Source organism: Pantoea endophytica, assembly GCF_002858935.1.
In the GTDB taxonomy this organism is placed as follows: Bacteria; Pseudomonadota; Gammaproteobacteria; order Enterobacterales; family Enterobacteriaceae; genus Pantoea; species Pantoea leporis.
On the sequence record NZ_PJRT01000018.1, the window covers coordinates 21419 to 48304 of the forward strand.

Here is a 26886-nt window from a genome sequence, read left to right on the forward strand (position 1 = left end):
CTATTTGCGATGAGCTGATGTGGCGCCGAATCATCTATCATCCCGAAGTTAACTATGCGCTGCGGCAAACGCTGGTGCTGTGCCTGCCTGTGGCTCTCGGTTGGCTGTTTGGCGATCTGCAAAAAGGTCTGCTGTTCTCGTTAGTGCCCGCCTGCTGCAACATGGCGGGACTGGATACGCCGCACAAACGCTTCTTCAAACGCCTGATTGTGGGTGGTTCGCTGTTTGCCACCGGCAGTTTCCTGATGCAAATCCTCACCGCTTACCAGATTCCGCTGCCGCTGATTTTGCTGGCGCTGCCGCTGCTGATTGGCGTAACTGGCGAAATCGGCCCGCTGCACGCGCGCCTGCTGCCCGCCACACTCATCGCCGCCATCTTTACGCTCAGCTTAGTGGGACGCATGCCGATGTGGGTGCCGCCGCTGCTCTACATTGGCGGCACGCTGTGGTACGGCTTGTTCAACTGGTTCTGGTTCTGGCTGTGGAAAGAGCAGCCGATGCGCGAATCGCTCAGCCTGCTGTTCCGCGAGCTGGCGGATTACTGCGATGCCAAATACACCTTACTGACGCAGCTGACCGATCCAGAGAAAGCGCTGCCGCCGCTGCTGGCGCGCCAGCAAAAGGCGGTCGATCTCATCACCACCTGCTATCAGCAAATGCATATGCTGTCGGCGAGCCGCGATAACAGCCACAAACGCCTGACGCGCGCTTTCCAGGTTGCGCTGGATTTACAGGAACACATCTCCGTGAGTTTGCATCAGCCCGAAGAGGTGCAGAAGCTGGTTGAGGAGAGCCACGCCGAAGCGGTGATTCGCTGGAACGCCAAGATTATCTCGGCGCGGCTGCGCGTGCTGGCGGATGCGATTCTCTACCATCAGCTGCCGGACCGTTTTCACATGGAGAAACAGCTCGGCGCGCTGGAGAAAATTGCACGCCAGCATCCGGATAATCCGGTCGGCAACTTCTGCCTGTATCACTTCAGTCGCATCGCCCGCGTGTTGCGTACGCAGAAGCCGCTCTACACGCGTGACCTAATGGCCGATCGCCAGCGCCGTTTGCCGCTGTTGCCGGCGCTGCGCAGTTATCTGTCATTCAAATCCACCGCGTTACGCACCGCAGCCCGCTTCGCTGTGATGCTGATGTTTGGCAGCTCGCTGGCGCTGTTCTTTAACATCCCCAAACCTTACTGGATTCTGATGACCATCATGTTCGTCAGCCAGAACGGTTACAACGCCACGCGCGTGCGTATTCAGCACCGTGCGCTGGGCACTTTCGCCGGATTGCTGATCGCCGCCGCGTCGCTGCAGCTGGCGGTGCCGGAATCGATCACGCTGCTGTTTATGCTGGGGATTACGCTGGCGAGCTATCTGATCACGCGGAAATATTATGGCTGGTCGATGATTGGCTTTACCGTCACGGCGGTGTATTCGCTGCAATTGCTGTCGCTGAACGGCGCACAGTTTCTGCTGCCGCGCATGATGGATACCTTGATGGGCTGTTTAATTGCCTTCGCCGGGATGATTTGGCTGTGGCCGCAGTGGCAAAGCGGGCTGCTGCGCAAGAACGCGCACGATGCGCTGGAAGCCTATCAGGAGGCGCTGCAACTGCTGCTGGGGCCGGAACAGTCGCCCGATAAACTGGCTTATCAGCGCATAAAGGTTAATCAGGCGCACAACGCGCTGTTCAACTCATTGAACCAGGCATCGAGCGAGCCGGGCTTTAACCTGCAATATCTGAAAGATATGCGCATGTGGGTTACGCACAGTCAGTTCATCGTCGAGCATATTAATGCCATGACGATTCTGGCGCGCGAGCACACCATGCTGACATCGAAGCTGGCAGAAGGTTATCTGCAATCCTGTGAAATCGCGCTGCAGCGTTGTCAGCAGCGGCTGGCGTATGACGGTCCGGGCAACGACAGCAATATTCTGGAAGCGCCGGAAAATCTTAATGAAGGGCCGGTGACGATTGTCGAACAGCATGTGAAGCGGATATTGCAGCACCTCAGCGTAATGCACACCATCTCTTCGCTGGCGTGGAGCCAGCGACCGCATCATGGCCGCTGGCTCAAAGTGTTACGTCCGAAAGCGGATTAAGCGGTCAGCACCTTTTCAATCGCGCTGGCGAAACGCGTCATGCCTTCGGCGATATCGGTTGGTTCAATCACCAGCGACGGCACAAAACGGATCACGTCAGTACCGGCGGTGAGAATCATCAGCCCTTCCGCGGCGGAAGCGTTGAGGATGTCACGCGCTTTGCTGGCGAACTGCGGCCTCAGCGCGGCACCAATCAACAGACCTTTGCCGCGAATCTCGCTGAAGATAGCGAATTTGCTGTCGATGGCTTGCAGCGCTTCAACAAACTGCTGACGACGCGCTTCCACACCTTCCAGCACTTCTGGCGTGTTGATAATATCCAGCGCGGTTTCAGCGATAGCACACGCCAGCGGATTGCCGCCGTAAGTGGTGCCATGCACGCCCGGCGCCATTACTGAGGCGATTTCGTTGGTGGTCAACATCGCACTCACCGGGAAACCGCCGCCCAGCGCTTTGGCGGTGGTGAGGATATCGGGCCTGATACCGTAATGTTCGTACGCAAAGAGTTTGCCGCTGCGTCCCATGCCGCTCTGCACTTCATCCAGCACCAGCAGCGCATGATGTTCATCACAGAGGGCGCGCAGGCCTTGCATAAATTCTGGCGTAGCCGGCATTACGCCGCCTTCACCCTGAATCGGCTCGACCACGATGGCGCAGGTATGGTCGTCAATCACCGCTTTCACCGCATCGAGATCGTTGAACGGCACATGCACGATATCCGCCGGTTTTGGACCGAAGCCATCAGAATATTTCGGCTGGCCACCCACCGACACGGTGAACAGCGTGCGACCGTGGAAGGCGTTATGGAAGGCGATGATTTTACTTTTAAACGGGCTGTGTTTTTTGCAGGCGTAATAACGCGCCAGCTTGAATGCCGCTTCATTGGCTTCCGCGCCGGAATTACCGAAAAACACCCGATCGGCAAAGGTCGCGGCAATCAGTTTACTCGCCAGACGCAGCGCCGGTTCGTTGGTGAACACGTTGCTGGTATGCCACAGCGTTTCGCCCTGGGTTTTCAGCGTTTCCACCAGCGCCGGATGACAATGGCCCAATGCAGTCACCGCGATACCGCCAGAGAAATCGATATACTCTTTGCCCTGCTGATCCCACACTCGGCTGCCTTTGCCTTTTACCGGCACAAACTGCGCAGGTGCATAAACAGGCAAAATTACGTTATCGAACGTTTCCCGGGTTACCGCTAGTTTTTCCGCTGCCATTGACGACCTCATCGGGTTATTTGTTGAGCTGATGTGAAATTATAATCACAAAATATGCATAAAAAGTCACACGAAGGCAAACATAAGTTACGCGTTGAGGAAATTAGCCAGCAGCTGATGCCCTTGCTCACTGAGGATGCTTTCCGGATGGAACTGCACGCCTTCCAGCGGCAAGCTGCGATGGCGGAAACCCATGATCTCATCCGGCTGGCCGTCGCGCAGGCTCCACGCGGTGACTTCAAACTCAGCGGGCAGCGTATCGCGCGCCACAATTAATGAGTGATAGCGGGTCACGGTAAGCGGATTATTCAGATCACGAAACACACCTTGGTTGGTGTGCTGAATCAGCGAGGTTTTGCCATGCATCACCTGCCGCGCGCGTACCACCTGCGCGCCATAGGCTTGCGCAATCGCCTGATGTCCAAGGCAAACGCCGAGGATTGGCAAGCGCCCGGCAAAATGGCGAATAGCCGCGAGCGAGATGCCAGATTGATCCGGCGTACATGGGCCCGGCGAAATCACCAGATGCGTCAGCGGCAGCGCTGCCATCTCATCCAGCGTAATGGCGTCGTTACGCACCACACGCACACCCGCGCCCAGCTCGCAGAAGTATTGGTAGAGATTCCAGGTGAAGGAGTCGTAGTTATCGATTAGCAGCAGCATAGCGCCCTCAGGCCAGTAAAAGCGGCGCTATTCTACCCATTTTACTTCGCCGGGCTCACCACTTTCGCAAACTGCGCGGTAAGCGGTGCCAGATCGCCGGCGACGCCCGCCGAGATCGCAGCGCGCCACGCATCACGTTCGAGTGTTTCCCACGAAAGCTGATACCCGGCATGCAGTGCCAACTGCTCGAAGAAGATGCGCTGCGCGCGGCCATTGCCGGCGCGGAACGGATGCAGCACGAAGATCTCACAATAGTAATGTGCGATACGCGCCACGAACGCTTCCTGCTCAAGGTCAGCCAGGCCGCGCTCTTCCTCCAGCGCCTGCATCAGCGTGTTGCCCTCCTTCTCGATGTATTCGCAATGACAATACGGCGTTTCATCGCGCCAGATATCAATGGTGCGCAATTCTCCCGCCCAGCTGTAGAGATCCTGAAACAGCGTGCGATGAATATGGCAAAGACGTGGCAAACCGATGCTGCGCTGGCCAAGTTCTAACGTCGCCAGGCGCGCGGTGCTGAAAGCCAGTTCCGCTTTGCGCAGCTGGGCTTCATCGTGAATATCGAGGCGATTCTTCAACACATTGTCGTTATGCCACAAATAGGGATCGCGTACCGCTAAGCTGTTATCCACCATATTGCCTCCTCAGCGACTCGAGTCGCTCCTCAGCATGTTCGGCATCGATAAGAGCTTCGCTATAGGTATATCCGGCCAGTCGACAGCTGGCCTGGTAGCTCGCAGCACGGCGCTGCTGCCACAAAGTGGCTTTCTGTTTCTCAGTGAGTTTGCTAGTCATAGCGCCTCCGGCAAGCAATGAGCCCTAAGTATAAGCAGCAATTTTTTGCTTTGCCGGAGAGCCAATGATGCGCCATGCGAAAATGGCGCGTTTCAGAATTAAGGCAGGACTTTGGCGGAGAGGATAACAATCGGTTTTGACGGCACATTTTGGTACGGTCCCACATCTTTGGTAGGGACCTGCGCAATCTTGTCGATCACATCCTGGCCTTTCACAACTTTACCAAATACCGCATAGCCGAAATCACGCTGACCGTGATCGAGGAACGCATTATCGGCTACGTTGAGGAAAAACTGGCTGGTGGCGCTGTCTTTATCTGCGGTACGCGCCATCGAAATGGTGCCGCGCAGATTACGCAAGCCGTTGTCGGCTTCGTTCTTGATCGGCGCTACCGTTTGCTTCTGCTGCATGTCGGTAGTGAAACCGCCGCCCTGAATCATAAAGCCAGGAATAACGCGGTGGAAAATGGTGTTGTTGTAGAAACCATTGTTGACGTAATCAACGAAGTTTTTCACCGAAACCGGGGCTTTCTGGTTGTTCAGTTCGAGTTCAATATTGCCCGCAGAGGTGGTGAGCAGCACATGAGGATCGCCTTTTGCGGCGAGCGCGGCAGACGATACGGAAGAGAGCGCTAACAGGGCAACCGCCGCTGTAAAAGTACGTTTAAGCATGAAAGATTCCTTACCATGGAGAGCTAGCTCAAAAACGAGATTGATTGTAAAGAGCATGTGATCTAAGAGCCAGCGTTTTACCGATATTTACGCGGATGTTGCTATTGTCATACTTTTGCCGTCACGCAATCATTTGCGTGATGAAAATCACACTCTCAATGAAATATTTCCGCCTTGTTACACTCGTTGTTTATTAAGATCACAGCAACACTTACAATTCATGACACTTTTGCCACCTTCGGCGCTTAACAGGTTCAGAACATGACAAACCGTAATCGCATTGGCCTTACCTGGATTAGCTATTTCTCCTATGCGCTCACCGGCGCACTGGTGATCGTTACCGGTATGGTGCTGGACAATATCGCGCAGTATTTCCAGCGCCCTATTTCAGAAATGAGCAACACCTTCACATTCCTCAATGCGGGCATTTTGGTGTCGGTGTTCCTGAACGCCTGGCTGATGGTGATTGTGCCGTTGAAGCGCCAGCTGATCTTTGGCTTTGTGCTGATGATCCTCGCCGTTGCCGGTCTGATGACCAGCCACGATCTCACCGTCTTCTCGCTGTGCATGTTCATCCTCGGCGTCGTCAGCGGCATCACGATGTCGATCGGTACCTTCCTGATCACCCATCTGTACGATGGCCGTCAGCGCGGCGCACGTCTGCTGTTTACCGATTCGTTCTTCAGCATGGCGGGCACCATCTTTCCGATCATCGCCGGTATCTTACTGGCGCGCGCGTTGCCGTGGTATTGGGTTTACGCCTGCATCGGCATCATTTATGTCGCGATCTTTGTGCTGACGCTGTTCATTGAGTTCCCGGTGCTGAAAAGCGAAGCCGCTAAGCCAGGCGTTGAGAAAGAGAAATGGGGCATCGGCGTGCTGTTCCTGTCGATTGCGGCACTCTGCTATATCCTCGGCCAGCTCGGCTTCATCTCGTGGGTGCCGGAATACGCCACCAAATCGATGGGCATGGATATCGCCGCTGCCGGTCAGTTGGTAGGTAACTTCTGGACCGCGTACATGGTCGGCATGTGGGTGTTCAGCTTCGTACTGCGCTTCTTCGATCTGCAGCGCATCCTGATGGTGCTGGCGGCGCTGGCAACCGGTTTGATGTACTGGTTCATCACCTCTAAAGACGCCAGCATGCTGCACTGGATCATCATGACGCTGGGCTTCAGCTCCAGCGCGATTTACACCACCATCATCACGCTGGGATCGCTGCAAACCAAAGTCTCTTCACCGAAGCTGGTGAACTTCATCCTGACCTGCGGCACCGTCGGCACCATGTTGACCTTCGTGGTAACCGGCCCAATCGTGGCGCAAGGTGGCGCACATGCTGCGCTCTCAACGGCTAACGGTTTGTACGCCGTGGTGTTTGTGATGTGTGTTCTGCTCGGCTTTGTGACCAAACATCGCCAGCACGGTCACGTCACCCACTAAGTTTGACGGGCGGACCGCGGTCCGCCCTGCTCTTCAGCGTTTGAAGGTTACCGCTTCTTTTCCCGCTAAATAGATCTCGCTGCTGGCGAGCTGCGTCGCAGCGACCAATACACCTTTACGCACTGAATAACGCACCGGCACCTGACGCCGCACCGCATCAAATCCACTCTCCGCCGGCAGAATAATCAGACTGGCATCATTACCTGCCTCAATACCGTAATTCGCCAGCTGCAGGGTTTTGGCGCTGTTGGCGGTAATCAGCTGCAATCCATTATCAATCTGCTCGTAACCCATCAGCTGACAGACATGCAATCCCATGTGCAGCACTTGCAGCATGCTGGCAGTGCCGAGCGGATACCAGGGATCGAACACATCATCGTGGCCAAAGCAGACGTTGATATTTGCTTCCATCAGCTCTTTCACCCGCGTGATGCCGCGACGTTTCGGATAGCTATCAAAGCGCCCTTGCAGATGGATATTCACCAGCGGATTGGCGACAAAGTTGATATTTGAGAGCTTAAGCAGACGGAACAGCCGCGACGTGTAGGCATTGTTGTAGGAGTGCATCGCCGTGGTGTGGCTGGCGGTGACGCGCTCGCCGTTGCCATCGCGGTGTGCCAGCGCCGCCACGGTTTCGACAAAGCGCGACTGCTCATCGTCGATCTCGTCGCAGTGCACATCCACCAGCCGATCGTAGCGATTAGCCAGCGCAAAGGTTTTATGCAGCGACTCCACGCCGTATTCGCGGGTGAATTCGTAGTGCGGAATCGCGCCTACCACATCCGCGCCCATGCGCAGCGCCTCTTCCAGCAACGCTTCGCCGTTCGGATAAGAGAGAATCCCTTCCTGCGGAAACGCCACAATCTGGATGTCGATCCACGGCGCCATTTCCGCTTTCACCTCCAGCATCGCTGTTAACGCGGTCAGCGTGGGATCGGAGACATCGACGTGAGTCCGCACATGCTGAATCCCGTTGGCGATTTGCCACTTCAGGGTTTGCTGCGCGCGCTGTTTCACGTCGTCATGGCTCAGTAGCGCTTTGCGCTCCGCCCAGCGCTCGATGCCTTCAAACAGCGTGCCGGATTGGTTCCAGGCGGGTTCGCCAGCGGTTTGCGTGGTATCGAGGTGAATATGCGGCTCAATAAACGGCGCGCTCGCCAGTCCGCCCTCCGCATCCAGCGCGTCATGCTGGGCTGCAGTTTGCGGCGGCTGCGGGCGAATCTGCGCAATCTTGCCGTTGGCGATTTCGATCTGCCACAAGCCTTGCTGGCCCGCTAAGCGCAGGTTGTTGATCCACTTCAGTGACGGGTTGGCCATGCCGTACTCCTGTAAAACACAAAACCTAAAGCTAGCATGAAAAACCCTGTCACCGCGGGCACATTCCGTAGCGGTGCAATTTATTGCGCGATGAATCGTGCCGCTACGGAATGTGCGGCGAAGAAATGATTAGGTAATTATCAACCAAATAAGCCACTTAACTAATTCGTTCAAAATCAGCTATATAACTCGAAATAGGTATATAAGGGTGCGCTTGATGTATATCAATAAGTTCCAAAAGCGCCGCGCTAAGGTAGGCGCAGATACCGCAATTTTTGAGGCAAGCATGAGCAAGCACAGTGTCGTTATTATTGGCAACGGCATGGTCGGCCACCGCTTTATAGAAGAACTTATCGACAAAGATGAATCTAATCAGTTTGCGATAACCGTTTTCTGTGAAGAACCTCGCGTCGCCTATGACCGCGTCCACCTTTCCGCCTATTTTTCCCATCACACCGCCGAAGAACTCTCACTGGTTCGCGAAGGGTATTACGAAAAGCATCAGGTAAAGCTGCTGCTCGGCGAACGCGCCATCACCATTAACCGCGATGAAAAACTGATTCACTCGAATAGCGGTCGCGCGGTGCATTACGACACGCTGATTTTCGCCACCGGCTCTTATCCGTGGATTCCACCGATTACCGGCGCGGAAGGCAGTGATTGCTATGTCTATCGCACCATTGAAGATCTCAACGCCATTGAAGCCTGTTCACGCCGCAGCAAACGCGGCGCGGTAATTGGCGGCGGCCTGTTGGGACTGGAAGCGGCAGGCGCGCTGAAAAACCTCGGCGTCGAAACCCACGTCATTGAGTTCGCGCCGGTGCTGATGGCGGAACAGCTCGATCCGCAAGGCGGCGAGCAGCTGCGTCGCAAGATCGAGCAGATGGGCGTGCGCGTTCACACCGGCAAAAACACCCAGCAGATCGTCCATCACGCGCAAGGCGGTAAAACGCTGGAGTTTGCTGACGGCAGCGCGCTGGATGTCGATTTCATCGTCTTCTCCACCGGCATTCGCCCGCAAGACAAGTTGGCCAAACAGTGCGGTCTGCAGCTGGGCGCGCGCGGCGGTATCGCCATTGACGATCATTGCCAGACCAGCGATGCGGATATCTTCGCCATTGGTGAGTGTGCCGCCTGGCAGAACCGTATTTATGGCTTAGTCGCGCCAGGCTACAAAATGGCGCAGGTCGCCAGCGATCGGCTGGTTGGCCGCGACAACGCGTTTGCCGGAGCAGATATGAGCGCCAAGCTGAAACTGCTGGGCGTTGATGTCGGTGGCATTGGTGATGCGCATGGCCGCACGCCGGGCGCGCGCAGCTTCGTGTGGCTTGATGAGCAGAAAAATATCTATAAGCGCCTGATCGTCAGCGAAGATAACCGCACGCTGCTGGGCGCGGTGCTGGTCGGTGACACCAGCGATTACGGCAATCTGCTGCAGCTGGCGCTGAACAACATCGCGCTACCGGAAAATCCGGCGTTGCTGATCCTGCCTGCGGGCAGCGGCGAGAAACCGGTAATGGGCGCTGATGCGCTGCCGGACAGCGCGCAAATCTGTTCCTGCTTCGACGTCAGCAAAGGCGATATCGTCAGAGCGGTGCAAGGCGGTTGCCACACCGTCGCGGCACTGAAAACCGAAACCCGCGCCGGCACCGGCTGCGGCGGCTGTATTCCGTTGATTACTCAGGTGCTGAACGCTGAATTGAGCCGTCAGGGCATCGAAGTGAACAATCATTTGTGTGCGCACTTCCCCTATTCGCGTCAGGAGCTGTATCACCTGATTCGCGTGGAAGAGATCACATCGTTCGACGCGCTGCTGGCGAAATATGGTCAGGGCTACGGCTGCGAGGTGTGTAAACCGACGGTTGGTTCACTGCTGGCTTCCTGCTGGAACGAATATGTGCTGAAGCCACAGCTCGCACCGTTGCAGGACAGCAACGATCTGTTCCTCGGCAATATTCAGAAAGACGGTACTTACTCGGTGATCCCGCGCTCGGCCGGAGGCGAAATCACGCCGGAAGGATTGATGGCGATTGGCGCCGTGGCGCGCCAGTACAATCTCTACACCAAAATCACTGGCTCGCAGCGTATTGGCCTGTTTGGTGCGCAGCGCGATGATCTGCCGGCGATCTGGACGCAGCTGATTGATGCCGGTTTTGAAACCGGACAAGCGTATGCCAAAGCGCTGCGCATGGCGAAAACCTGCGTCGGCAGCGTCTGGTGCCGCTTTGGCGTAGGCGATAGCCTCGGCTTCGGCATTGAGCTGGAGCATCGCTACAAAGGCATTCGTACCCCGCACAAGATGAAGTTTGGCGTCTCCGGCTGCACGCGCGAATGCGCCGAAGCGCAGGGCAAAGACGTGGGTATCATCGCCACCGAGAAAGGCTGGAACCTGTATGTGTGCGGCAATGGCGGCATGAAGCCACGTCACGCCGATTTGCTGGCTGCCGATCTTGATCGCGATACGCTGCTGCACTATCTCGACCGCTTCATGATGTTCTACATCCGCACCGGCGATCGCCTGCAGCGCACCTCGCTGTGGCTGGAAAGCATGGAAGGCGGCATTGACTATCTACGCAGCGTGATTATTGATGACAAACTCGGTCTGAATACGCAGCTTGAAACGGAGCTGGCGCGTCTGCGCGCGGCAGTGGAATGTGAATGGACCGCGACGCTGCAGGATCCGCAGCAGCAGCGTCACTTCCGCACTTTCATCAACAGCGATCGCCGCGATCCGCTGGTACAGCACATCAACCAACGCGATCAGCATCGTCCGGCGCAACCCGCCGAGCGCATTGCGGTCACTCTGATTGAGGAGATCGACGCATGAGCCAGTGGCATTCGGTGTGTGAACTCAGCCAAATTCTGCCTGCGACCGGCGTATGTGCGCTGATCAAAGGCCAGCAGATTGCCCTCTTCCGTCCGCACGACGATGAGCAACTCTACGCCTTGAGCAATATCGATCCTTTCGCCCAAGCCAGCGTGTTGTCACGCGGTCTGATTGCGGAGCATCAGCAGGCGCTGTGGGTGGCGAGTCCACTGAAGAAACAGCGCTTCCGCCTGAGCGATGGCTTGTGTCTGGAAGACGAAGCGCGCTCGGTGGCGAGCTATCCGGTGCGCGTTCGCGATGGCAAGGTCGAGATCTGCGCCTGACAGCATTCCTTCACTTTATGAGACGTCACTATGTTTACTGACACCCTGAATAAATGCGCCGCCAACGCGGCGCGCATTGTGCGTACGGCGCAGCACAGCCCGCAGGCCTTCTGGATCAGCTCGGCGATGGCGGGCGCTTACGTTGGCCTGGCGATTATCCTGATCTTCACGCTCGGCAATCTGGTCGATCCGGCTTATCGTCCGCTGCTGATGGGCGCGACTTTCGGTATCGCTTTAACGCTGGTGATCATCGCTGGTTCCGAGTTGTTCACCGGCCACACCATGTTCCTGACCATCGGCGTCAAAGCCGGCAGCATCAAGCAAGGCCAGATGTGGTGCGTGCTGCCGCAAACCTGGCTGGGTAATCTTGTCGGTTCAGTATTCGTCGCGCTGATTTATTACTATGCGGCGGGTCCGCTGCTGCCAAATGCCGGATCGCTGCTGCACAGCGCGGCGCTGGCAAAAACCACGCAGCCAGCCATGGCGCTGTTCTTTAAAGGCGCGCTCTGTAACTGGCTGGTCTGCCTGGCGATTTGGATGGCGGTGCGTACCGAAGGCACGGCGAAGTTCATCGCCATCTGGTGGTGTTTGCTGGCGTTCATCGCTTCCGGCTACGAACACTCGATTGCCAACATGACGGTCTTTGCGCTGTCGTGGTTTGGTCAGCATAATGCCGACTTCACGCTAAGCGGCATCGGCCACAACCTGCTGTGGGTGACGCTGGGCAATATGTTCTCCGGCATGGTGCTGATGGGCCTCGGTTACTGGTACGCCACACCGCAGGCGCAGCGCCCGCAGGCCGAAGCGCAAGCCGCGCCGCTCAAAACCGCATAACACTTTTTCAGCCCGCCTTGCGCGGGCTTTTTTCAGGATGAGCTATGGACTACTTTCCGCTGTTTTGCCGCCTGCAAGGCAAGCGCTGTTTGCTGGTGGGCGGTGGCGATGTGGCAGAACGCAAAGCGCGTTTGCTGCTGGACGCCGGTGCCAATTTGCAGGTTGGCGCGCTGGATTTCTCTCCCGCTTTTCAGCAGTGGGCACAACAGGAAAAGTTGACCTTACTCCCCGGCGCGTTTGACGAGCGCTGGCTCGCGGATTGTTGGCTGGTGATTGCCGCCACCGATGATGATGCGGTGAATCAGCAGGTTGGCGATGCGGCTGAGCGGCGGCGCATCTTTTGCAATCTGGTGGATGCGCCGCAGGAAGCCAGCGCGATTATGCCGTCGATTGTTGATCGTTCGCCGCTGATGATCGCCGTGTCGTCTGGCGGTCGCGCGCCGGTGCTGGCGCGTTTGCTGCGTGAAAAACTTGAAGCGATGCTGCCACAACATCTCGGCGAGTTAGCGTTCCTAGCCGGATCGTTGCGCAATCGTGTGAAGCGTAGCTTTAACAGCATGGCGAAGCGGCGCGCTTTCTGGGAACGCTTCTTCGTGAGCGATCGTCTGGCGCAAACCCTGGCGAATGGTGATCGACCACGCGCCGAGCACATCGTCGAGACCTTGTTCGATGCGCCGCTGTCGCAGCAAGGCGAAGTGGTGCTGGTAGGCGCCGGGCCGGGCGATGCGGGGCTGCTGACGTTGAAAGGTTTGCAGCACATCCAGCAGGCCGATGTGGTGGTGTATGACCGCCTGGTCTCGGCGCCGATTCTTAATCTGGTCCGCCGCGATGCGGAGCGCATCTTTGTCGGCAAACAAGCCGGCAATCACTGCGTACCGCAATCGCAGATCAACCAGGTTTTACTTGAGCAGGCGCAGAGCGGCAAGCGCGTGGTGCGACTAAAAGGTGGCGATCCCTTTATCTTCGGCCGCGGCGGTGAAGAGCTGGAACTGCTGGCGCAGCACAACATCCCGTTTAGCGTGGTGCCGGGCATCACCGCCGCCTCGGGCTGTTCTGCTTACAGCGGTATTCCGCTGACGCATCGCGACCACGCGCAGAGCGTACGTTTCGTCACCGGCCATTTGCAGCAGCATGGCGAAATCGAGTGGCGCAAGCTGGCGGCTGAACAGCAAACGCTGGTGTTCTATATGGGGCTGGCGCAGGCGCCGGAAATTCAGCAGCAGCTGTTGCAACACGGCATGGATGCTGCGATGCCGGTGGCGATCGTGCAGAACGGCACCACGCCGCAGCAGCGCGTTGAGACCGCAACGCTGGCGGAACTGGCCACGCTGGCGCAGCAGTTTGCCAGTCCGGCTCTGATTATTGTTGGTCGCGTGGTGGAACTGCGTTCTCAGTTACGCTGGTTTTGAAACGGCAAAAAACTGTACAGCGCTGCGCTTTGTCGCCAGACTATGGGCCATCTTTCTCGTCAATAAGGAGTTTCCATGCGCGTTGCTTCACGGGTTTGCGCGTTGTTATTGCCGTTAAGCGCGCTTGCTACCGCCGCACCGGTTACCTGGTCGAACGTGGTGGGTGAATGGCAGGTGGTGGCGGTAACGCCTAAGAAGGAAGTCGGTCAGCTTTATATCAAGAATGATCCACAGTTTATGGGCGCGCGCGTGGCGTTTAAGCCGAATGCGATCACCTGGACGCGCGGCACTGCTGAGCGCAGCATCAATCCTTCCGTCGATAACTGCAACGTTAAACCGCGCCTGAGCGCCGCCAATGGCGCGGGCCAGGATCGTGATTTCACCTTCCGTTACGGTTTCAATGTGAGTTGTGGCAACCCGGCGTGGGGACCTGCGCCGGGCGCGGTGATCAGCGTGCTGGCTGACGGTAACGCCCGCCTGTTCTGGGATGGCGCGGAACTGGCGTTACATCGCATCAAATAAAAAACGGCGGGTCAAATGACCCGCCGTTCTGTTCTATTCCGCAAACCGCTTACGGCTGTGCGACAAAACCTACCGCTTCATACACTTTCTTCAGCGTTTCCTGCGCATGAGCGCGGGCTTTTGCTGCGCCATCGCGCATCACCTGATTCAGCAACTCTTCATCATTACGGAAACGATGATAGCGCTCCTGCAGCTCGGTCAACATACCGGAAACCGCTTCAGCCACTTCACCTTTCAGATGGCCGTACATTTTGCCTTCGAACTCTTGCTCCAGCTGCGCAATGGTTTTACCGGTCACGCCCGCAAGAATATCCAGCAGGTTTGATACACCGGCTTTCTCTTTGACGTCGTAGCGCACCACTGGCGGCTCGGCGGAGTCGGTTACCGCACGTTTGATCTTCTTCACCACCGCTTTGGTGTCTTCCAGCAGACCAATCACGTTGTTACGGTTGTCGTCTGACTTGGACATTTTTTTGGTCGGCTCAAGCAGCGACATCACGCGTGCACCCGATTTCGGAATGAACGGTTCAGGCACTTTGAACACATCGCCGTACAGCGCATTGAAACGCTGGGCGATATCGCGGCTCAGCTCCAGATGCTGCTTCTGATCTTCGCCAACCGGCACCTGATTGGTTTGATACAGCAGAATATCGGCCGCCATCAGCACCGGATAATCAAACAGGCCTGCGGTGATGTTTTCCGAGTAGCGCGCGGATTTATCTTTGAACTGCGTCATGCGGCTCAGCTCGCCAAAATAGGCGTAGCAGTTCAGCACCCAGCTCAGCTGCGCATGCTCTGGCACGTGCGACTGAACAAAGATGGTGCTCTTCGCCGGGTCGATGCCACAAGCAAGATAGAGCGCTAAGGTATCCAGCGTGGCTTTACGCAGCGCGGTTGGATCCTGACGTACGGTGATGGCGTGCAGATCGACGATGCAGTAAATGCAGTGAAAATCATCCTGCATCTGCACCCACTGACGCAGCGCACCCATATAGTTGCCAATGGTCAGTTCACCGGAAGGCTGGGCGCCGCTGAAAACGATGGGTTTGCTCATGTTATGTCCTGATAATCACAGCCCGATAGCGGGCAAAAGTTCGTCAAAAGAGTCGAGAGTTAAATCGGGTTGGCTGGTAGCAATCGGCTCGCCGTAGTTGTAGCCGAATGTCATACCGATGTTCGGTACGCCTGCCGCCTGGGCCGCGAGAATATCATTGCGAGAATCGCCGACAAACAGCAATTGTCCCGGAAGCACGCCAAAATGGCCAAGGACGAGGAAAATGGCCGCCGGATGGGGCTTTTTCACAATTACGTCGTCACCGCCGATAATCTGCGTGAAGTACTCAGCAATCCCGAGCGACTTCAGCAGCGGCGCCACAAATGGCGTTGGCTTGTTGGTGACGATCGCCAACGGCAGGCCTTTCGCCTGCAAGGCCGCCAGCGTCTCTACTACCTGCGGGAACAGCGTACTGCCCGCTTCTACCGTTTGCGCGTAATATTTGTCAAACAGCGCACGCGCATCGCGTTGCTCTTCGGCATGCGGCTCGCGTCCCAGCGCCCAGGTCAGCGCGCGGGTCATCATCACGTCAGCGCCGTTACCAATCCAGGTAGAAGCCAATGCCAAACCCGGCGGCGGCAGCTGCAGATCGCTCAGCGCATGATCGATGGCTTGTGCCAGGCCCGGCGCGCTATCGACCAGCGTACCGTCGAGGTCAAACGCCAGCGCGCGGATATCAGTGAAATGAGCCATTAACTTTCTCCAGTTCGCCACGCATTTCATCGATCACTTTTTTGTAATCCGGATGACCGAAGATCGCGGAACCGGCAACAAACATATCGGCACCGGCGGCAGCAATCTGGCCGATGTTATCGATTTTCACGCCGCCATCCACTTCCAGACGAATGTTGTAGCCACTCTCATCAATCAGGCGACGCGCCTGACGCAGTTTGTCGAGCGTACCGGGAATGAAGGATTGACCGCCAAAGCCTGGGTTCACCGACATCAGCAGAATGATGTCCAGCTTATCCATTACATAATCGAGGTAGTGGAGCGGCGTCGCAGGGTTGAACACCAGACCCGCTTTGCAACCATGCTCTTTGATCAGCTGCAGCGTGCGATCAACATGCTCGCTGGCTTCCGGGTGGAAAGTGATGAAGGTGGCGCCCGCTTTAGCGAATTCCGGGATCAATGCATCCACAGGTTTAACCATCAGATGCACATCAATAGGTGCAGTGATGCCGTAATCGCGCAGCGCTTTAAGCACCATCGGCCCCATCGTCAGATTGGGAACGTAGTGGTTATCCATCACATCGAAATGGACCACATCACCACCTGCCGCCAGCGCTTTGGCCGTGTCTTCACCCAAACGCGCGAAGTCAGCAGCCAGAATTGATGGGGCCAGTAAAAATTGTTTCATCCGATTCTCCCAATTTTGTGCGCCAGCCTGAGCTGGCGTAATGCCTTGGTCGCGGACGAAACAGGCTAGCGGAAAAGCGCTAGCAGTTCGTCGACTTGCGTGCGACCACTTATGCTTCGGCTGATGGAACGCCGGGCTTTGACTATGTGTAAATCCGCATTCTGATACCACTCACGCGTGAGTACCGTATCGTGGTTTGAAATCAGTACCGGGATGCGATTTTGCTGCGAAAGCTTATTGGCTAACTCAGCCAGATGCTGCTGCTCGCGCAGACTAAAACTGTTGGTGTGGTAAGCGGTAAAATTCGCTGTCGCCGAAAGCGGTGCATACGGCGGATCGCAATAAACCACTGAGCCTTCAACGGCGTTGTTCAGAGTAACATCGTACGATTCACAGACAAAGGTCGCTTTTTGCGCCCGTTCGGCAAACCAGAGCAGCTCCGCTTCCGGGAAGTACGGCTTGCGATACCGGCCAAAAGGCACGTTAAACTCACCGCGCAAATTGTAGCGGCACAGACCGTTATAACCGTGTCGATTGAGATACAGAAACAGCACCGCGCGCTGATATTCATCTTTGCTCGCATTAAAGGCGATGCGCTGCGCGTAGTAGGTTTCTGCCGTGTTGCCTTCAGCGTTGAAAAGCTGGCGCGCGTCTTCAATGAAAGCCGCGGTACGCGTTTTGACGATGTTATACAGATTGATGAGATCACCGTTGATGTCCGCCAGGTGATAGCGGTCATAGTCGGTGTTGAGGAACACGGAACCGGCGCCGACAAAGGGTTCGATTAGACAATCACCTTGTGGCAAATGACGACGGATGTCATCGAGGAGCGGGTATTTCCCTCCGGCCCATTTCAGGAAAGCGCGATTTTTTTTCATGCTGTCGTGGTTATTACATCTTAATTATTGGCTGTGGTGGAACCGACAGCAGCTCTGCGCTTTAAACGGGGCCGCATTTTTGCGGCCCCACATCTCATTACTGGCTTTCTTTCTTCACCTGGCTAAGCGGTTTTACCCACGGATTGGCCGCACGTACTTCCGCTGGCAGCGATGCCACGGCGCGTTTCGCATCGGCTGGCGTGGCGTAAGCGCCGCTCACCAACACATACCAAGGTTCGCCGTTACGCGTGGTTTTATACACGTGATAACCGCTCAGGTTCTGTTTTCTCGCCCAGGCGTTCAGGCTCTCTTCTTTCGACGCACCGCTCAACTGCAGCGTATAGTTTCCGCCCGACGGCAACGATTTGCTGGCACCGCTCGCACTGGCAGGCGCGGGATTACGCGTCGCGGTGGTGCGGGTGTTGTTCTCTTTCACAGCTGCTGGTTTAGTGGCGGTCGGTGTTTTATGCGGCGTCGACGCGTGCGTCTCGCGTGTACCGTTGTTGCTGGTGCGCGCGGGGGTTTCTGAACGCATGGCTGGCGGCGTGATCGCTTTACCGTTGCCGCTGACTGTGGCCGGCGCGGTTGGCAGCGAGCTATTACCCTGCGCGCCTTGTGCTGCGGCATCGACAGAACCTTGCTGATTGTTCAGCGCACTATTGAGATCGCCCGGCAGCGTGACACGTTGTTGGTTAGCTGGCGTATCCACAGGCGCAGCTTGCGTCGGCGTCGAGGAGACCGATGGCATCGAGATGGATTGACCATCGCTGCCCGCTGGTGCAGTTGTGCCCGCGGTGTTTTGCGCTGCGCTGCCTTCAGCAGAAGGCGTGGCGTTTTGCTGGCCGCTCATGGACGTCGATCCCGAAAGGTCGATGTTCTTTTCGCTGCCACCGGCAGAAGGTGCCGCGCCATTATTTGCGGTATTGGTTGCGGGTTTCTTCTCGTCTGGGCCGGTTAATGCTGAACCAATCCCCAGCACCACCAACAGCAGAACCAAAATACCAATGCCCATCATCATATGTTGACGGGAAACCGGTACTTTCACTTTCGGCGCAGAAGACGATTTGCGTGGCCGCGTCGGACGGCGGTCACTGGCGTCAGGTTTTAACTCGTCTTCCGGTTTGAACTCATCCATTTAGCCTCCTCCGTAAAACGACGCGCTTCCCACACGCCGCATCACCACTCATCACTTCTAATAATCAGGGTTTCTGGCAATCGTTAATTGCTGCCAGCACCATATCATGAGCCACACCGCCACGCACTTCAGAGCGGCCAATAGCGAGAGGCAGCACCAGACGCAGCTCGCCCGCCAGCACTTTCTTATCGCGCATCATGTGTGGCAAATAATCTTCCGCCGCCATGCTCGCCGGGCCATGTACAGGCAAACCAGCACGCAACAGCAGCGCGATAATGCGATCGGTTTCAACCGAGGTGAACTGCCCTAAACGTTCAGCGGTACGTGCGGCCATCACCATGCCAGCCGACACCGCTTCGCCGTGCAGCCAGTTGCCGTAGCCCATGTGCGCTTCAATCGCATGACCAAAAGTATGGCCCAGATTGAGCAGTGCACGTACGCCGGTTTCGCGCTCATCAGCCGCAACCACTTCGGCTTTAAGCTCGCAGCAACGACGGATGCAGTAAGCCAGGGCTTTTTCATCTAGCGCCAGCAGAGCATCAAGATTTTGCTCTAGCCACTGGAAGAATTCGCCATCAAGGATAATGCCGTATTTGATCACTTCCGCCAGACCGGACGCTAATTCGCGCGGTGGCAGAGTGGCCAGGCAATGAGTATCCACTACGACAGACGCGGGCTGATAAAACGCCCCAATCATGTTTTTGCCGAGTGGATGGTTTACCGCGGTTTTTCCACCGACGGAGGAGTCAACCTGAGACAACAACGTGGTCGGCACCTGAATAAAGCGCACGCCACGCTGATAGCTGGCTGCAGCAAATCCGGTCAAGTCACCAATCACGCCACCACCGAGTGCAATCAACGTGGTATCACGACCGTGCGGCTTTTTCAGCAGCGCGGTGAATACCTCGTCCATGACCGCCAGGGTTTTGTACTGCTCACCATCAGGCAAAATGACCTGATCTACCTTAATGCCGGCATTGCTGAGCAGCGCTGACAGGGGTTCAAGATAGATCGGCGCCAGGGTCTGGTTTGTCACCAGCATGGCATTGTCGCCTGCTTTGAGCGGCCAAAAAGAAGCCGGATCGTTAAACAGTCCGGCAGCGATGGTGATGGGGTAACTGCGATCCCCGAGTGAGACAGTGATCTTCTCCATGATGACCGATACCTATTGCTGAGCCCTCAGGGCGCTGGATTAGTTCTTTTCCAGCATGTTGATGATCTGATTGGCCACCACTTTTGCACTCTGATCGTCAGTGCGAATAGTGACATCAGCGATCTCTTCATAAAGCGGATTACGTTCACCAGCTAGCGCTTCCAGTACTTCGCGCGGCGGTGATTCAACCTGCAACAGCGGACGCTTTTTATCACGCTGGGTTCGTGCAAGTTGCTTTTCGATGGTGGTTTCAAGGTATACGACCACACCGCGGGCGGAGAGACGATTACGGGTCTCGCGGGATTTGACTGAGCCGCCACCGGTCGCGAGGACAATGCCTTGCTTCTCGGTCAGCTCATTAATGATCTTTTCTTCACGATCGCGGAAGCCTTCTTCGCCTTCCACATCAAATACCCAGCCTACATCCGCTCCGGTGCGTCGCTCAATTTCCTGATCGGAATCGAAAAATTCCATATTGAGTTGCTGAGCCAACTGACGACCAATAGTGCTTTTGCCGGCACCCATCGGCCCAACCAGAAAGATATTGCGTTTCTCTGCCATTTTATCGGTATTACTAAGAATTCGTTGATGATACCCCGCGTTCAGCATAGCTGGCGGGACAGGAACTGAGACCTCATGAGCGTTAACAAGAGTCAGACGGAAAATTATCTCAACACTCATGGCCGTTTGGCAACCGAATAAATTGCCCCCGGCGACCTCTTAACAGGACCGGTCTGTGGTTCGCGAGACGGTAACGCACCTCCGCTGATCCGCTATATTTCGTGCTACAGGCACGCTGGCCGGGGTCATCCACTGTCATCGCTTACCGATGTAAGCACAGTGCATTCACTCATTTAACGTCTTACTGGAGCTCGAATTATTTTGGCGATATTTCTTTTGACGTCAGTATCGCTTGTGACTAACGTCATTCGGAAGGTTATTCTGCCGCGTTCCGTTACACCGTTTTGAAAATCGCTAAACCTTGTAAGCTAATTCCAGCCCTGCGTCAACGCAGTTGGCCTCACAGAACGAATTTTCCGCTTTATCCGGCAGTAAGCGCTGCTTCCCTGACCAGTCTGGGAGTAATAAAGATCACCAGCTCCTTTTTCTTCTGCTCATCAGTTTGCTGACGGAACAAATTCCCTAATAAAGGCATATCGCCCAGCCAGGGCACGCGTTTTTCGCTCTGCGTACGCTGCTGCTGGAAAATGCCGCCCAGCGCTAAAGTTTCGCCATCGCGCAGCGTCACTTGAGTCTCGATCTCCTGCTTATCAATGCTCAGCACCTGGTTGTCGCCAATGTTTACACTGCGCCCTGGCAAGTTCTGGCTCAGCCGCAGTTTGAGCTGGATGCGGCCATTTCCCAGCACCACCGGCGTCACTTCCATGCCTAAAACCGCTTCCTTAAATTCAATGGCGGTGGCACCGCTGTTGCCCGATTTCACCTCATAAGGGATTTCCGTGCCCTGTTTGATGCTGGCGGTTTGCTGATGCGAGGTAAACAAGCGCGGACTGGCGATGATTTCGATTTGGTTCTCCTGCTCCAGCGCACTCAGTTCCAGGTTGAGCAGTTCGCCGCTGACCTGGCCCAGCGTCACGCCCGCGCGAAACGCCGGATTACTCACCGCAAGAGGAATCTCGAGCAGCGGGTTGCGCAACGCCTGCGTTACCACTTCTGCCGGTGACGTGCCCCAGTTAACACCTAACTCGCGCAGGTGCTCTTCATTGATGGTGACGATATGTGCCGCGAGCTCAACCTGCTCGAGCGGCAAATCCAGCGCTTTTAACCAGCGCTCGGTGTCACGCAATGCCTCAGCCGTATCGCGTAGCAGCAAACTGTTGGTGCGGCTATCGACCGTGACGCTACCACGCGGCGTCATCAACGAGCGTTCGGCTTGCAGGCTGCGGTAAATATCGCTGGCGCTGGCGTAATGCAGCGTCACGGTTTGTTGTTCCAGCGGCGTTTGCTGCTTCTCCTCCTCACGCTCCACCTTTTCCTGTTGCGCCTGCTGCTGCTGCCAGCTTTCCGGATAGACCAGCAAAACGCCCTCTTCCTGCACCACGGTGAGTTTTGCCAGCTGCGTTACCAGCGCGAGCGCGCGATCCCAGCCGACATTGTCTAAGCGCAGCGACAGCCGACCTTCAACGCCCGGCGCAATTAACAGGTTGGTCTGCTGATAATCTGCCAGCGCCTGCAAAATGCGTTCAACCGGCGCATCATCAAACGTCAGACTTAATCGGTCGTCGTTAGCGCGCAGCGGCATGCTTAGACACAGCAGCATCAGTAACGTCATCCATTTCATAAAAACCTCCTTTTATTACCCATGTGATTTGCTGTGGCGTGCAGCTTTGTGCTGCGCTCAACACCAGCATGCGCGACGTAAGCTGCACGACTTGCCAGGGCGGCTGGGGAAAAGGCGCTTGATTATCCAGCCGATGGCTTTTGCCTTGAGGTGACACCAGCCACGCCACGTAGTGCGGCGCCGTGCCAATAATGCCCTGTAAGCGCCAGCCTTCTGGCGCAGCAACCTGCGTCTGACATAGCGTTGCTGCCAGCGGCTGGAAAGGATCGCGCGCCAGCGCCAGCGAGCTACAAAGCCACAACAGCAAGGCGCTACTCCGCATCGTCACTCTCCAGCCACAGTTGCGTGTTCAATACGCCTTGCTCGGCTTGCAGCTGAAAGCGTTGTGGCACCGGTAATCGGGTGCTGGCTAGTTCACTAAACAGCGGCAGAAATTGCGGCCAGGCAAGCCTTAACTGCAACTGCTGCGGCTGGCTATCCGGATGCCAGGCTTCCAGCTGATTGCCGCGCGCTGCCACGATTCGCTCCAGCGTTTGCTGAGTGCCGGTATCCTTCGTGGGTTGCTGCAGCAGGCTAATCTCGCTCTGCAACACATCAATCGCCGGAAGTGAAGCCAGCTGTTGCAACCGCTGTTGCTGCTGTTGACGCATCTGTTCCAGCTGCCGCGCTTGCGCTTCACGCATCTGCTGCTGCGGACGAAGCAGCACGATCCACGTCAGCGCAAACAGCCCCAGCGATAATGTCAAAAGTCCCAGCATGCGCAGCGGCAGCGTGAGCATCAGCCAGCGCTGCAGGAGTTCATTCATCGGCTACCTCCTGCACGCGCGCATGCAAAGCAAAACGATAGTCGCCGCCCGCTTCGCGCTTCACACCGCCCTGCTTTACGCTGCTGAACAGCGGCTGAGTCATGAGCTGATGACGAAAATCACTGACAGCCGCCATGCTCTGCGCCCGCCCTTCCAACACCAATTGCCCTTGCCGACGTTCGAGGCGATTGAGCCACAAGGTGTCTGGCATTAACTCCGGCAGTTGCTGCCAAAAATGCTGCCAGCGCTGATGCTGATCTTGCCGTTGCAGCTGTGCCTGCTGCGCCTGAAGGAGTGATTCACGCAGCTTCAACAGCGATTGCTGCTGTTCCAGCTGTTGCTGCAGTGCGCTGAGGAGAGAGGTGATATCCATCAGCGCGTCCGTTTGTTGCTGCCGTGCAATGACGCCGCGCCACCACAGTAATGAGAGGATCAGCAAGGTGCAGGCCAGCGTGAGCGACAGCAGCGAGACACTCTGCTGGCGCCGCCGCTGCGATTGCTGGATGCGCCAGGGAAGCAGGTTGACCGCCAGCATCAGATATCCTCCGGGCGCAGCGCCAGCCCAAGCGCGATGGCAAAAATACCTTCCTGTGCAGGCAACGGCGGTTGCAGATAGTGCAGCAGCGAAAACGGCTTGCAGCGTTTAACCTGATCCTCAGGCAAAACCTGAGTTGAGGTGCAGAATACGCTTTCCATCTGCGGGAAGGTTTCGCGCAGCTGCGTAAGGGTGAGAGGTTCGGTGGCCGCGCCTGATGTAGTGCTTTCCCCCACCAGCGTCCATAGCCAATGATCGCTAAGCGGATGAATCAATAAGTGGTTGTGGCGTAACGGCAGGCGCATGGCGATCTGCGTCAGCGCCAGGCTACTCAGTTCGAATACGTCCGGTCGCAGACCTGCCTGCTTGAGCGGCGTCAGCCATTGCGTAATCACCTCGCGCCGTGCCGCGGTAACGTAAAGCGGTGCATCCTTGCCCGGTGAGCGATAATCCAGCGACAGCGAAGCGGGTTCGACGGGAAACAGACGCTGCGCAGAAGCCGCCACATAGCGCCCCAGCGCGGGTTCACGCAGCGAGGTTTCCGGCAGCGGCAAAGTGCGTTGCAATACCAACTGCGGCGGCAGGCCAACGCGCAGTGAATAGCGCTTCGGCAGATGGCGCTGCCAGCGCCCTAACATATCCAGTAACGCAGGCGTGGTTTGCAGCACGCCGTTTCTTAACGTATCTTGCGGCAGCGTTTGTTGCCACCAGTGTCGCAACTGCCAACCATGACGTCGGCGTTCGATGCCAAGGGCACACAGTTGTCCGTTTTGGATATCCAGTCCAATTTGCCAGCGCTGAAAAGCCATACGCGCGATCTCCTTATCATTAAAAGGTCAGAGTGCTGATACCCCGGCAACTTCAAGCCTGACAGGTATATGAATGCGTCAGGCTTGTCTTTATACTACCGCGCGGTTGCTTATAAACTGCTCAAACGACAACAGATGGGAATTCTCAGGTGAAGTTCGTAAAGTATTTATTGATCCTTGCAGTGTGTTGCATTTTGCTGGGAGCCGGCACGGTTTATGGTTTGTACAAATACATAGAGCCGCAGCTGCCTGATGTGAACACATTGAAAGATGTGCGCCTGCAAACTCCTATGCAGGTTTACAGCGCGGATGGCGATCTAATCGCCCAGTACGGCGAGAAGCGCCGTGTCCCGCTGACCCTACAACAGATGCCGCCTGAGTTAATCAAAGCGTTTATTGCCACCGAAGATAGCCGTTTCTACGAGCATCACGGTGTCGATCCGGTGGGGATTTTCCGTGCAGCCAGCATTGCGCTGATGTCCGGCCACGCCTCGCAGGGCGCCAGTACCATTACTCAACAGCTGGCGCGTAACTTCTTCCTCAGCCCGGAACGCACCTTGATGCGTAAGATTAAGGAAGCGTTCCTCGCGATCCGTATCGAACAGCTGCTGAGCAAAGATGAAATCCTTGAGCTCTATCTCAACAAGATTTATCTCGGCTATCGCGCGTACGGCGTGGGCGCGGCGGCGCAGGTCTACTTTGGTAAACCTATTGATCAACTGTCGCTGAGTGAAATGGCGATGATTGCTGGGTTGCCAAAAGCACCTTCGACGTTCAACCCGCTCTATTCTCATACGCGTGCGCTGGCGCGTCGTAATGTGGTGCTGGCGCGTATGCTGGATCAAAACTACATCACGCAGCAGCAATATAACGAAGCGCGTAACTCGCCGCTGACGGCCAGCTATCACGGCCCGGAAATCGCCTTCTCTGCACCTTACTTAAGTGAAATGGTGCGTCAGGAGATGGTGAAGCGTTATGGCGATAAAGCCTATGAAGATGGTTACAAGGTTTACACCACCGTCACCCGCCATCTGCAGGAAGCCGCACAGCAGGCGGTGCGTAACAATGTGATGGCGTATGACATGCGCCACGGCTATCGCGGTCCAACCAATGTGCTGTGGAAAGTGGGCGAAGCGAGCTGGGATCAAACCCGCATCCAGAATGCGCTGAAAAATCTGCCAACTTACGGACCGCTGAATGCTGCGGTGATCACCAGCGCCAGCGCCGATCACGCCACGGCGATGCTGAAAGATGGCAGCAGCGTTACGCTGAATATGGCCGGCGTACGCTGGGCACGCGCTTACAAATCTGACACGCTGCAAGGCCCAACGCCGCGCAGCGTGACGCAGGTGCTGCAAACCGGCCAGCAGATTTGGGTGCGTAAAGTGAATGACGACTGGTGGCTCGGCCAGGTTCCGGCGGTGAACTCGGCGCTGGTGTCACTCAATCCAGAAGATGGTGCGGTTCGCGCGCTGGTCGGCGGTTTCGACTTCAACCAGAGCATGTTCAACCGCGCAACCCAGGCGCTGCGTCAGGTGGGTTCCAACATCAAACCTTTCCTGTATACCGCAGCGATGGATCGCGGTTTAACGCTGGCATCGATTCTCAACGACGTGCCGATTTCGCGCTGGGATGCCGGTGCGGGTGCTGACTGGCGTCCGAAGAACTCACCGCCAACGTATGCAGGTCCAATCCGTTTGCGTCAGGGCTTAGGCGAGTCGAAAAACGTGGTGATGGTACGTGCGATGCGTGCGATGGGCGTTGATTACGCGGCGGAATATCTGCAGCGTTTCGGCTTCCCGGCGCAGAACATCGTGCATACCGAATCGTTAGCCTTAGGCGCGGCGTCCTTTACCCCAATGCAGGTGGTACGCGGCTACGCGGTGATGGCGAACGGCGGCTTCCTGATTGATCCTTACTTCATCGCGAAGATTGAGAATGAACAAGGCGGCGTGATCTTCGAAGAGAAACCGAAGATTGCCTGTCCGCAGTGCAACCTGCCGGTGATCTATGGCGATACCAAAAAGTCGGTCGCGTTGAATGAAGAGAGCGTCGAGAATGTCGCGACCTCCGATCAATCGCAGAACCAAACCGTGCCGCAACCGGAGCTGGAGCAAGTGCCTGCACAACCGGGTGGCGAGCAGCAGTATGCTCCGCACGTGATCAACACGCCGCTGTCATTCCTGATCAAGAGCGCGCTGAACACCAACATCTTCGGCGAGCCGGGCTGGATGGGAACGGGCTGGCGTGCCGGTCGTGACCTGAAGCGTAACGATATCGGCGGCAAAACCGGTACCACCAACAGCTCGAAAGATGCGTGGTTCTCTGGTTATGGTCCGGGCGTGGTGACGTCGGTGTGGATTGGTTTCGATGATTCGCGCGCGTTGGGTCGCTCCACCATGTCAGGTGCGATACCGGATCAAATCTCCGGTTACGAAGGCGGCGCGAAGAGTGCACAGCCAGCGTGGGATGACTATATGAAATCCGCGCTGGAAGGCGTGCCGGTACAGCCGCTAACACCGCCAGATGGCGTGGTCACCGTTAACATCGATCGCGGCACCGGCAAGTTGGCTAACGGCGGTAACTCGCGTCAGGAGTACTTCATCAACGGCACCCAGCCAACCGAGTATTCGGTGCATGATGTCGGCACCACCCTCATGGACAACGGCGAAAGCCACGAACTGTTCTGATCAAAAAAGCCGGCAAATGCGCCGGCTTTCTTTTTTTAATGATGATGCAA

The 26886-nt window shown here is 56.5% G+C and carries 26 protein-coding genes; 8 read left to right on the forward strand and 18 right to left on the reverse strand.

The window, feature by feature from the left end; genetic code table 11:
- Nucleotides 1-17: 17 nt before the first annotated feature.
- Entirely contained in the window at nucleotides 18-2096 is a 2079-nt protein-coding gene (locus PZBJ_RS12040; protein WP_101762650.1) for a YccS/YhfK family putative transporter, read from the forward strand.
- Here the strand turns inward: PZBJ_RS12040 and argD are convergent.
- The 5 genes from argD to ppiA all read right to left on the reverse strand — a co-directional run bounded on the left by argD (nucleotide 2093) and on the right by ppiA (nucleotide 5442).
- Complete coding sequence (gene argD, locus PZBJ_RS12045) at nucleotides 2093-3313, reverse strand: bifunctional acetylornithine/succinyldiaminopimelate transaminase (protein ID WP_101762651.1); 1221 nt, start codon at nucleotides 3311-3313, stop codon at nucleotides 2093-2095. The two genes, PZBJ_RS12040 and argD, sit on opposite strands and share 4 nt — an antisense overlap.
- 87 nt (nucleotides 3314-3400) lie before the next feature.
- A complete protein-coding gene (locus PZBJ_RS12050) occupies nucleotides 3401-3976 on the reverse strand; it encodes an aminodeoxychorismate synthase component II (protein ID WP_101762652.1) in 576 nt (191 codons plus the stop codon).
- 41 nt (nucleotides 3977-4017) lie between these two features.
- Nucleotides 4018-4611: a putative adenosine monophosphate-protein transferase Fic gene (locus PZBJ_RS12055; protein ID WP_101762653.1), complete on the reverse strand. Its 594-nt coding sequence runs from the start codon at nucleotides 4609-4611 to the stop codon at nucleotides 4018-4020.
- Nucleotides 4601-4771: a YhfG family protein gene (locus PZBJ_RS12060; RefSeq protein WP_101762654.1), complete on the reverse strand. Its 171-nt coding sequence runs from the start codon at nucleotides 4769-4771 to the stop codon at nucleotides 4601-4603. Before PZBJ_RS12060 ends, PZBJ_RS12055 begins: the two co-directional genes overlap by 11 nt.
- 98 nt (nucleotides 4772-4869) lie before the next feature.
- Nucleotides 4870-5442 carry a peptidylprolyl isomerase A gene (gene ppiA / locus PZBJ_RS12065; protein WP_101762655.1) on the reverse strand — a complete coding sequence of 191 codons (573 nt, stop codon included), beginning with the start codon at nucleotides 5440-5442 and terminating at the stop codon, nucleotides 4870-4872.
- Between the two features lie 261 nt (nucleotides 5443-5703).
- Here ppiA and tsgA point away from each other — a divergent pair, with 261 nt between their 5' ends.
- Nucleotides 5704-6882: an MFS transporter TsgA gene (tsgA, locus tag PZBJ_RS12070; protein WP_101762656.1), complete on the forward strand. Its 1179-nt coding sequence runs from the start codon at nucleotides 5704-5706 to the stop codon at nucleotides 6880-6882.
- 33 nt (nucleotides 6883-6915) lie between these two features.
- On the opposite strand, the gene PZBJ_RS12075 is transcribed toward tsgA, so the two are convergent.
- Complete coding sequence (locus PZBJ_RS12075) at nucleotides 6916-8199, reverse strand: cytosine deaminase (protein WP_101762657.1); 1284 nt, start codon at nucleotides 8197-8199, stop codon at nucleotides 6916-6918.
- 286 nt (nucleotides 8200-8485) lie between these two features.
- On the opposite strand from PZBJ_RS12075, the gene nirB reads away from it, so the two are divergent.
- From nirB to PZBJ_RS12100, 5 genes are all read left to right on the forward strand, one after another.
- Nucleotides 8486-11026 carry a nitrite reductase large subunit NirB gene (nirB, locus tag PZBJ_RS12080; protein ID WP_101762786.1) on the forward strand — a complete coding sequence of 847 codons (2541 nt, stop codon included), beginning with the start codon at nucleotides 8486-8488 and terminating at the stop codon, nucleotides 11024-11026.
- Nucleotides 11023-11349 carry a nitrite reductase small subunit NirD gene (nirD, locus tag PZBJ_RS12085; RefSeq protein ID WP_101762658.1) on the forward strand — a complete coding sequence of 109 codons (327 nt, stop codon included), beginning with the start codon at nucleotides 11023-11025 and terminating at the stop codon, nucleotides 11347-11349. Before nirB ends, nirD begins: the two co-directional genes overlap by 4 nt.
- Before the next feature lie 30 nt (nucleotides 11350-11379).
- On the forward strand, nucleotides 11380-12183 hold the full coding sequence (nirC, locus tag PZBJ_RS12090) for a nitrite transporter NirC (protein ID WP_101762659.1): 804 nt from the start codon (nucleotides 11380-11382) through the stop codon (nucleotides 12181-12183).
- A gap of 44 nt (nucleotides 12184-12227) precedes the next feature.
- Nucleotides 12228-13592 (forward strand): siroheme synthase CysG, encoded by a 1365-nt coding sequence (gene cysG / locus PZBJ_RS12095; RefSeq protein ID WP_101762660.1) that lies wholly within the window; start codon nucleotides 12228-12230, stop codon nucleotides 13590-13592.
- A 75-nt stretch (nucleotides 13593-13667) separates the two neighbouring features.
- Nucleotides 13668-14114, forward strand: a complete 447-nt coding sequence (locus PZBJ_RS12100; RefSeq protein WP_101762661.1) for a hypothetical protein — start codon at nucleotides 13668-13670, stop codon at nucleotides 14112-14114.
- Nucleotides 14115-14163: 49 nt separating this feature from the next.
- Here PZBJ_RS12100 and trpS read toward each other — a convergent pair whose 3' ends face one another.
- The 12 genes from trpS to pilM all read right to left on the reverse strand — a co-directional run bounded on the left by trpS (nucleotide 14164) and on the right by pilM (nucleotide 24146).
- A complete protein-coding gene (gene trpS / locus PZBJ_RS12105) occupies nucleotides 14164-15168 on the reverse strand; it encodes a tryptophan--tRNA ligase (protein ID WP_101762662.1) in 1005 nt (334 codons plus the stop codon).
- 15 nt (nucleotides 15169-15183) lie between these two features.
- Complete coding sequence (locus PZBJ_RS12110) at nucleotides 15184-15861, reverse strand: phosphoglycolate phosphatase (RefSeq protein ID WP_101762663.1); 678 nt, start codon at nucleotides 15859-15861, stop codon at nucleotides 15184-15186.
- Entirely contained in the window at nucleotides 15845-16528 is a 684-nt protein-coding gene (rpe, locus tag PZBJ_RS12115) for a ribulose-phosphate 3-epimerase (RefSeq protein ID WP_101762664.1), read from the reverse strand. The genes PZBJ_RS12110 and rpe overlap by 17 nt, the downstream gene beginning before the upstream one ends.
- Nucleotides 16529-16593: 65 nt before the next feature.
- Complete coding sequence (gene dam, locus PZBJ_RS12120; RefSeq protein WP_101762665.1) at nucleotides 16594-17406, reverse strand: adenine-specific DNA-methyltransferase; 813 nt, start codon at nucleotides 17404-17406, stop codon at nucleotides 16594-16596.
- Between the two features lie 97 nt (nucleotides 17407-17503).
- Complete coding sequence (locus PZBJ_RS12125; RefSeq protein WP_101762666.1) at nucleotides 17504-18541, reverse strand: SPOR domain-containing protein; 1038 nt, start codon at nucleotides 18539-18541, stop codon at nucleotides 17504-17506.
- Nucleotides 18542-18605: 64 nt separating this feature from the next.
- Nucleotides 18606-19694 (reverse strand): 3-dehydroquinate synthase, encoded by a 1089-nt coding sequence (gene aroB, locus PZBJ_RS12130; protein WP_101762667.1) that lies wholly within the window; start codon nucleotides 19692-19694, stop codon nucleotides 18606-18608.
- A gap of 39 nt (nucleotides 19695-19733) precedes the next feature.
- On the reverse strand, nucleotides 19734-20255 hold the full coding sequence (gene aroK / locus PZBJ_RS12135; protein ID WP_008107887.1) for a shikimate kinase AroK: 522 nt from the start codon (nucleotides 20253-20255) through the stop codon (nucleotides 19734-19736).
- 481 nt (nucleotides 20256-20736) lie between these two features.
- Nucleotides 20737-21996: a DNA uptake porin HofQ gene (gene hofQ / locus PZBJ_RS12140; RefSeq protein WP_101762668.1), complete on the reverse strand. Its 1260-nt coding sequence runs from the start codon at nucleotides 21994-21996 to the stop codon at nucleotides 20737-20739.
- Complete coding sequence (locus tag PZBJ_RS12145; protein WP_101762669.1) at nucleotides 21941-22318, reverse strand: HofP DNA utilization family protein; 378 nt, start codon at nucleotides 22316-22318, stop codon at nucleotides 21941-21943. Before PZBJ_RS12145 ends, hofQ begins: the two co-directional genes overlap by 56 nt.
- A complete protein-coding gene (locus tag PZBJ_RS12150; protein ID WP_101762670.1) occupies nucleotides 22308-22802 on the reverse strand; it encodes a HofO family protein in 495 nt (164 codons plus the stop codon). Before PZBJ_RS12150 ends, PZBJ_RS12145 begins: the two co-directional genes overlap by 11 nt.
- Nucleotides 22795-23337, reverse strand: a complete 543-nt coding sequence (locus PZBJ_RS12155) for a PilN domain-containing protein (RefSeq protein ID WP_101762671.1) — start codon at nucleotides 23335-23337, stop codon at nucleotides 22795-22797. Before PZBJ_RS12155 ends, PZBJ_RS12150 begins: the two co-directional genes overlap by 8 nt.
- Nucleotides 23337-24146, reverse strand: a complete 810-nt coding sequence (gene pilM, locus PZBJ_RS12160) for a pilus assembly protein PilM (protein WP_101762672.1) — start codon at nucleotides 24144-24146, stop codon at nucleotides 23337-23339. Before pilM ends, PZBJ_RS12155 begins: the two co-directional genes overlap by 1 nt.
- A 149-nt stretch (nucleotides 24147-24295) precedes the next feature.
- Here pilM and mrcA point away from each other — a divergent pair, with 149 nt between their 5' ends.
- Nucleotides 24296-26836 carry a peptidoglycan glycosyltransferase/peptidoglycan DD-transpeptidase MrcA gene (mrcA, locus tag PZBJ_RS12165; protein ID WP_101762673.1) on the forward strand — a complete coding sequence of 847 codons (2541 nt, stop codon included), beginning with the start codon at nucleotides 24296-24298 and terminating at the stop codon, nucleotides 26834-26836.
- The last annotated feature ends 50 nt before the right edge of the window (nucleotides 26837-26886 follow it).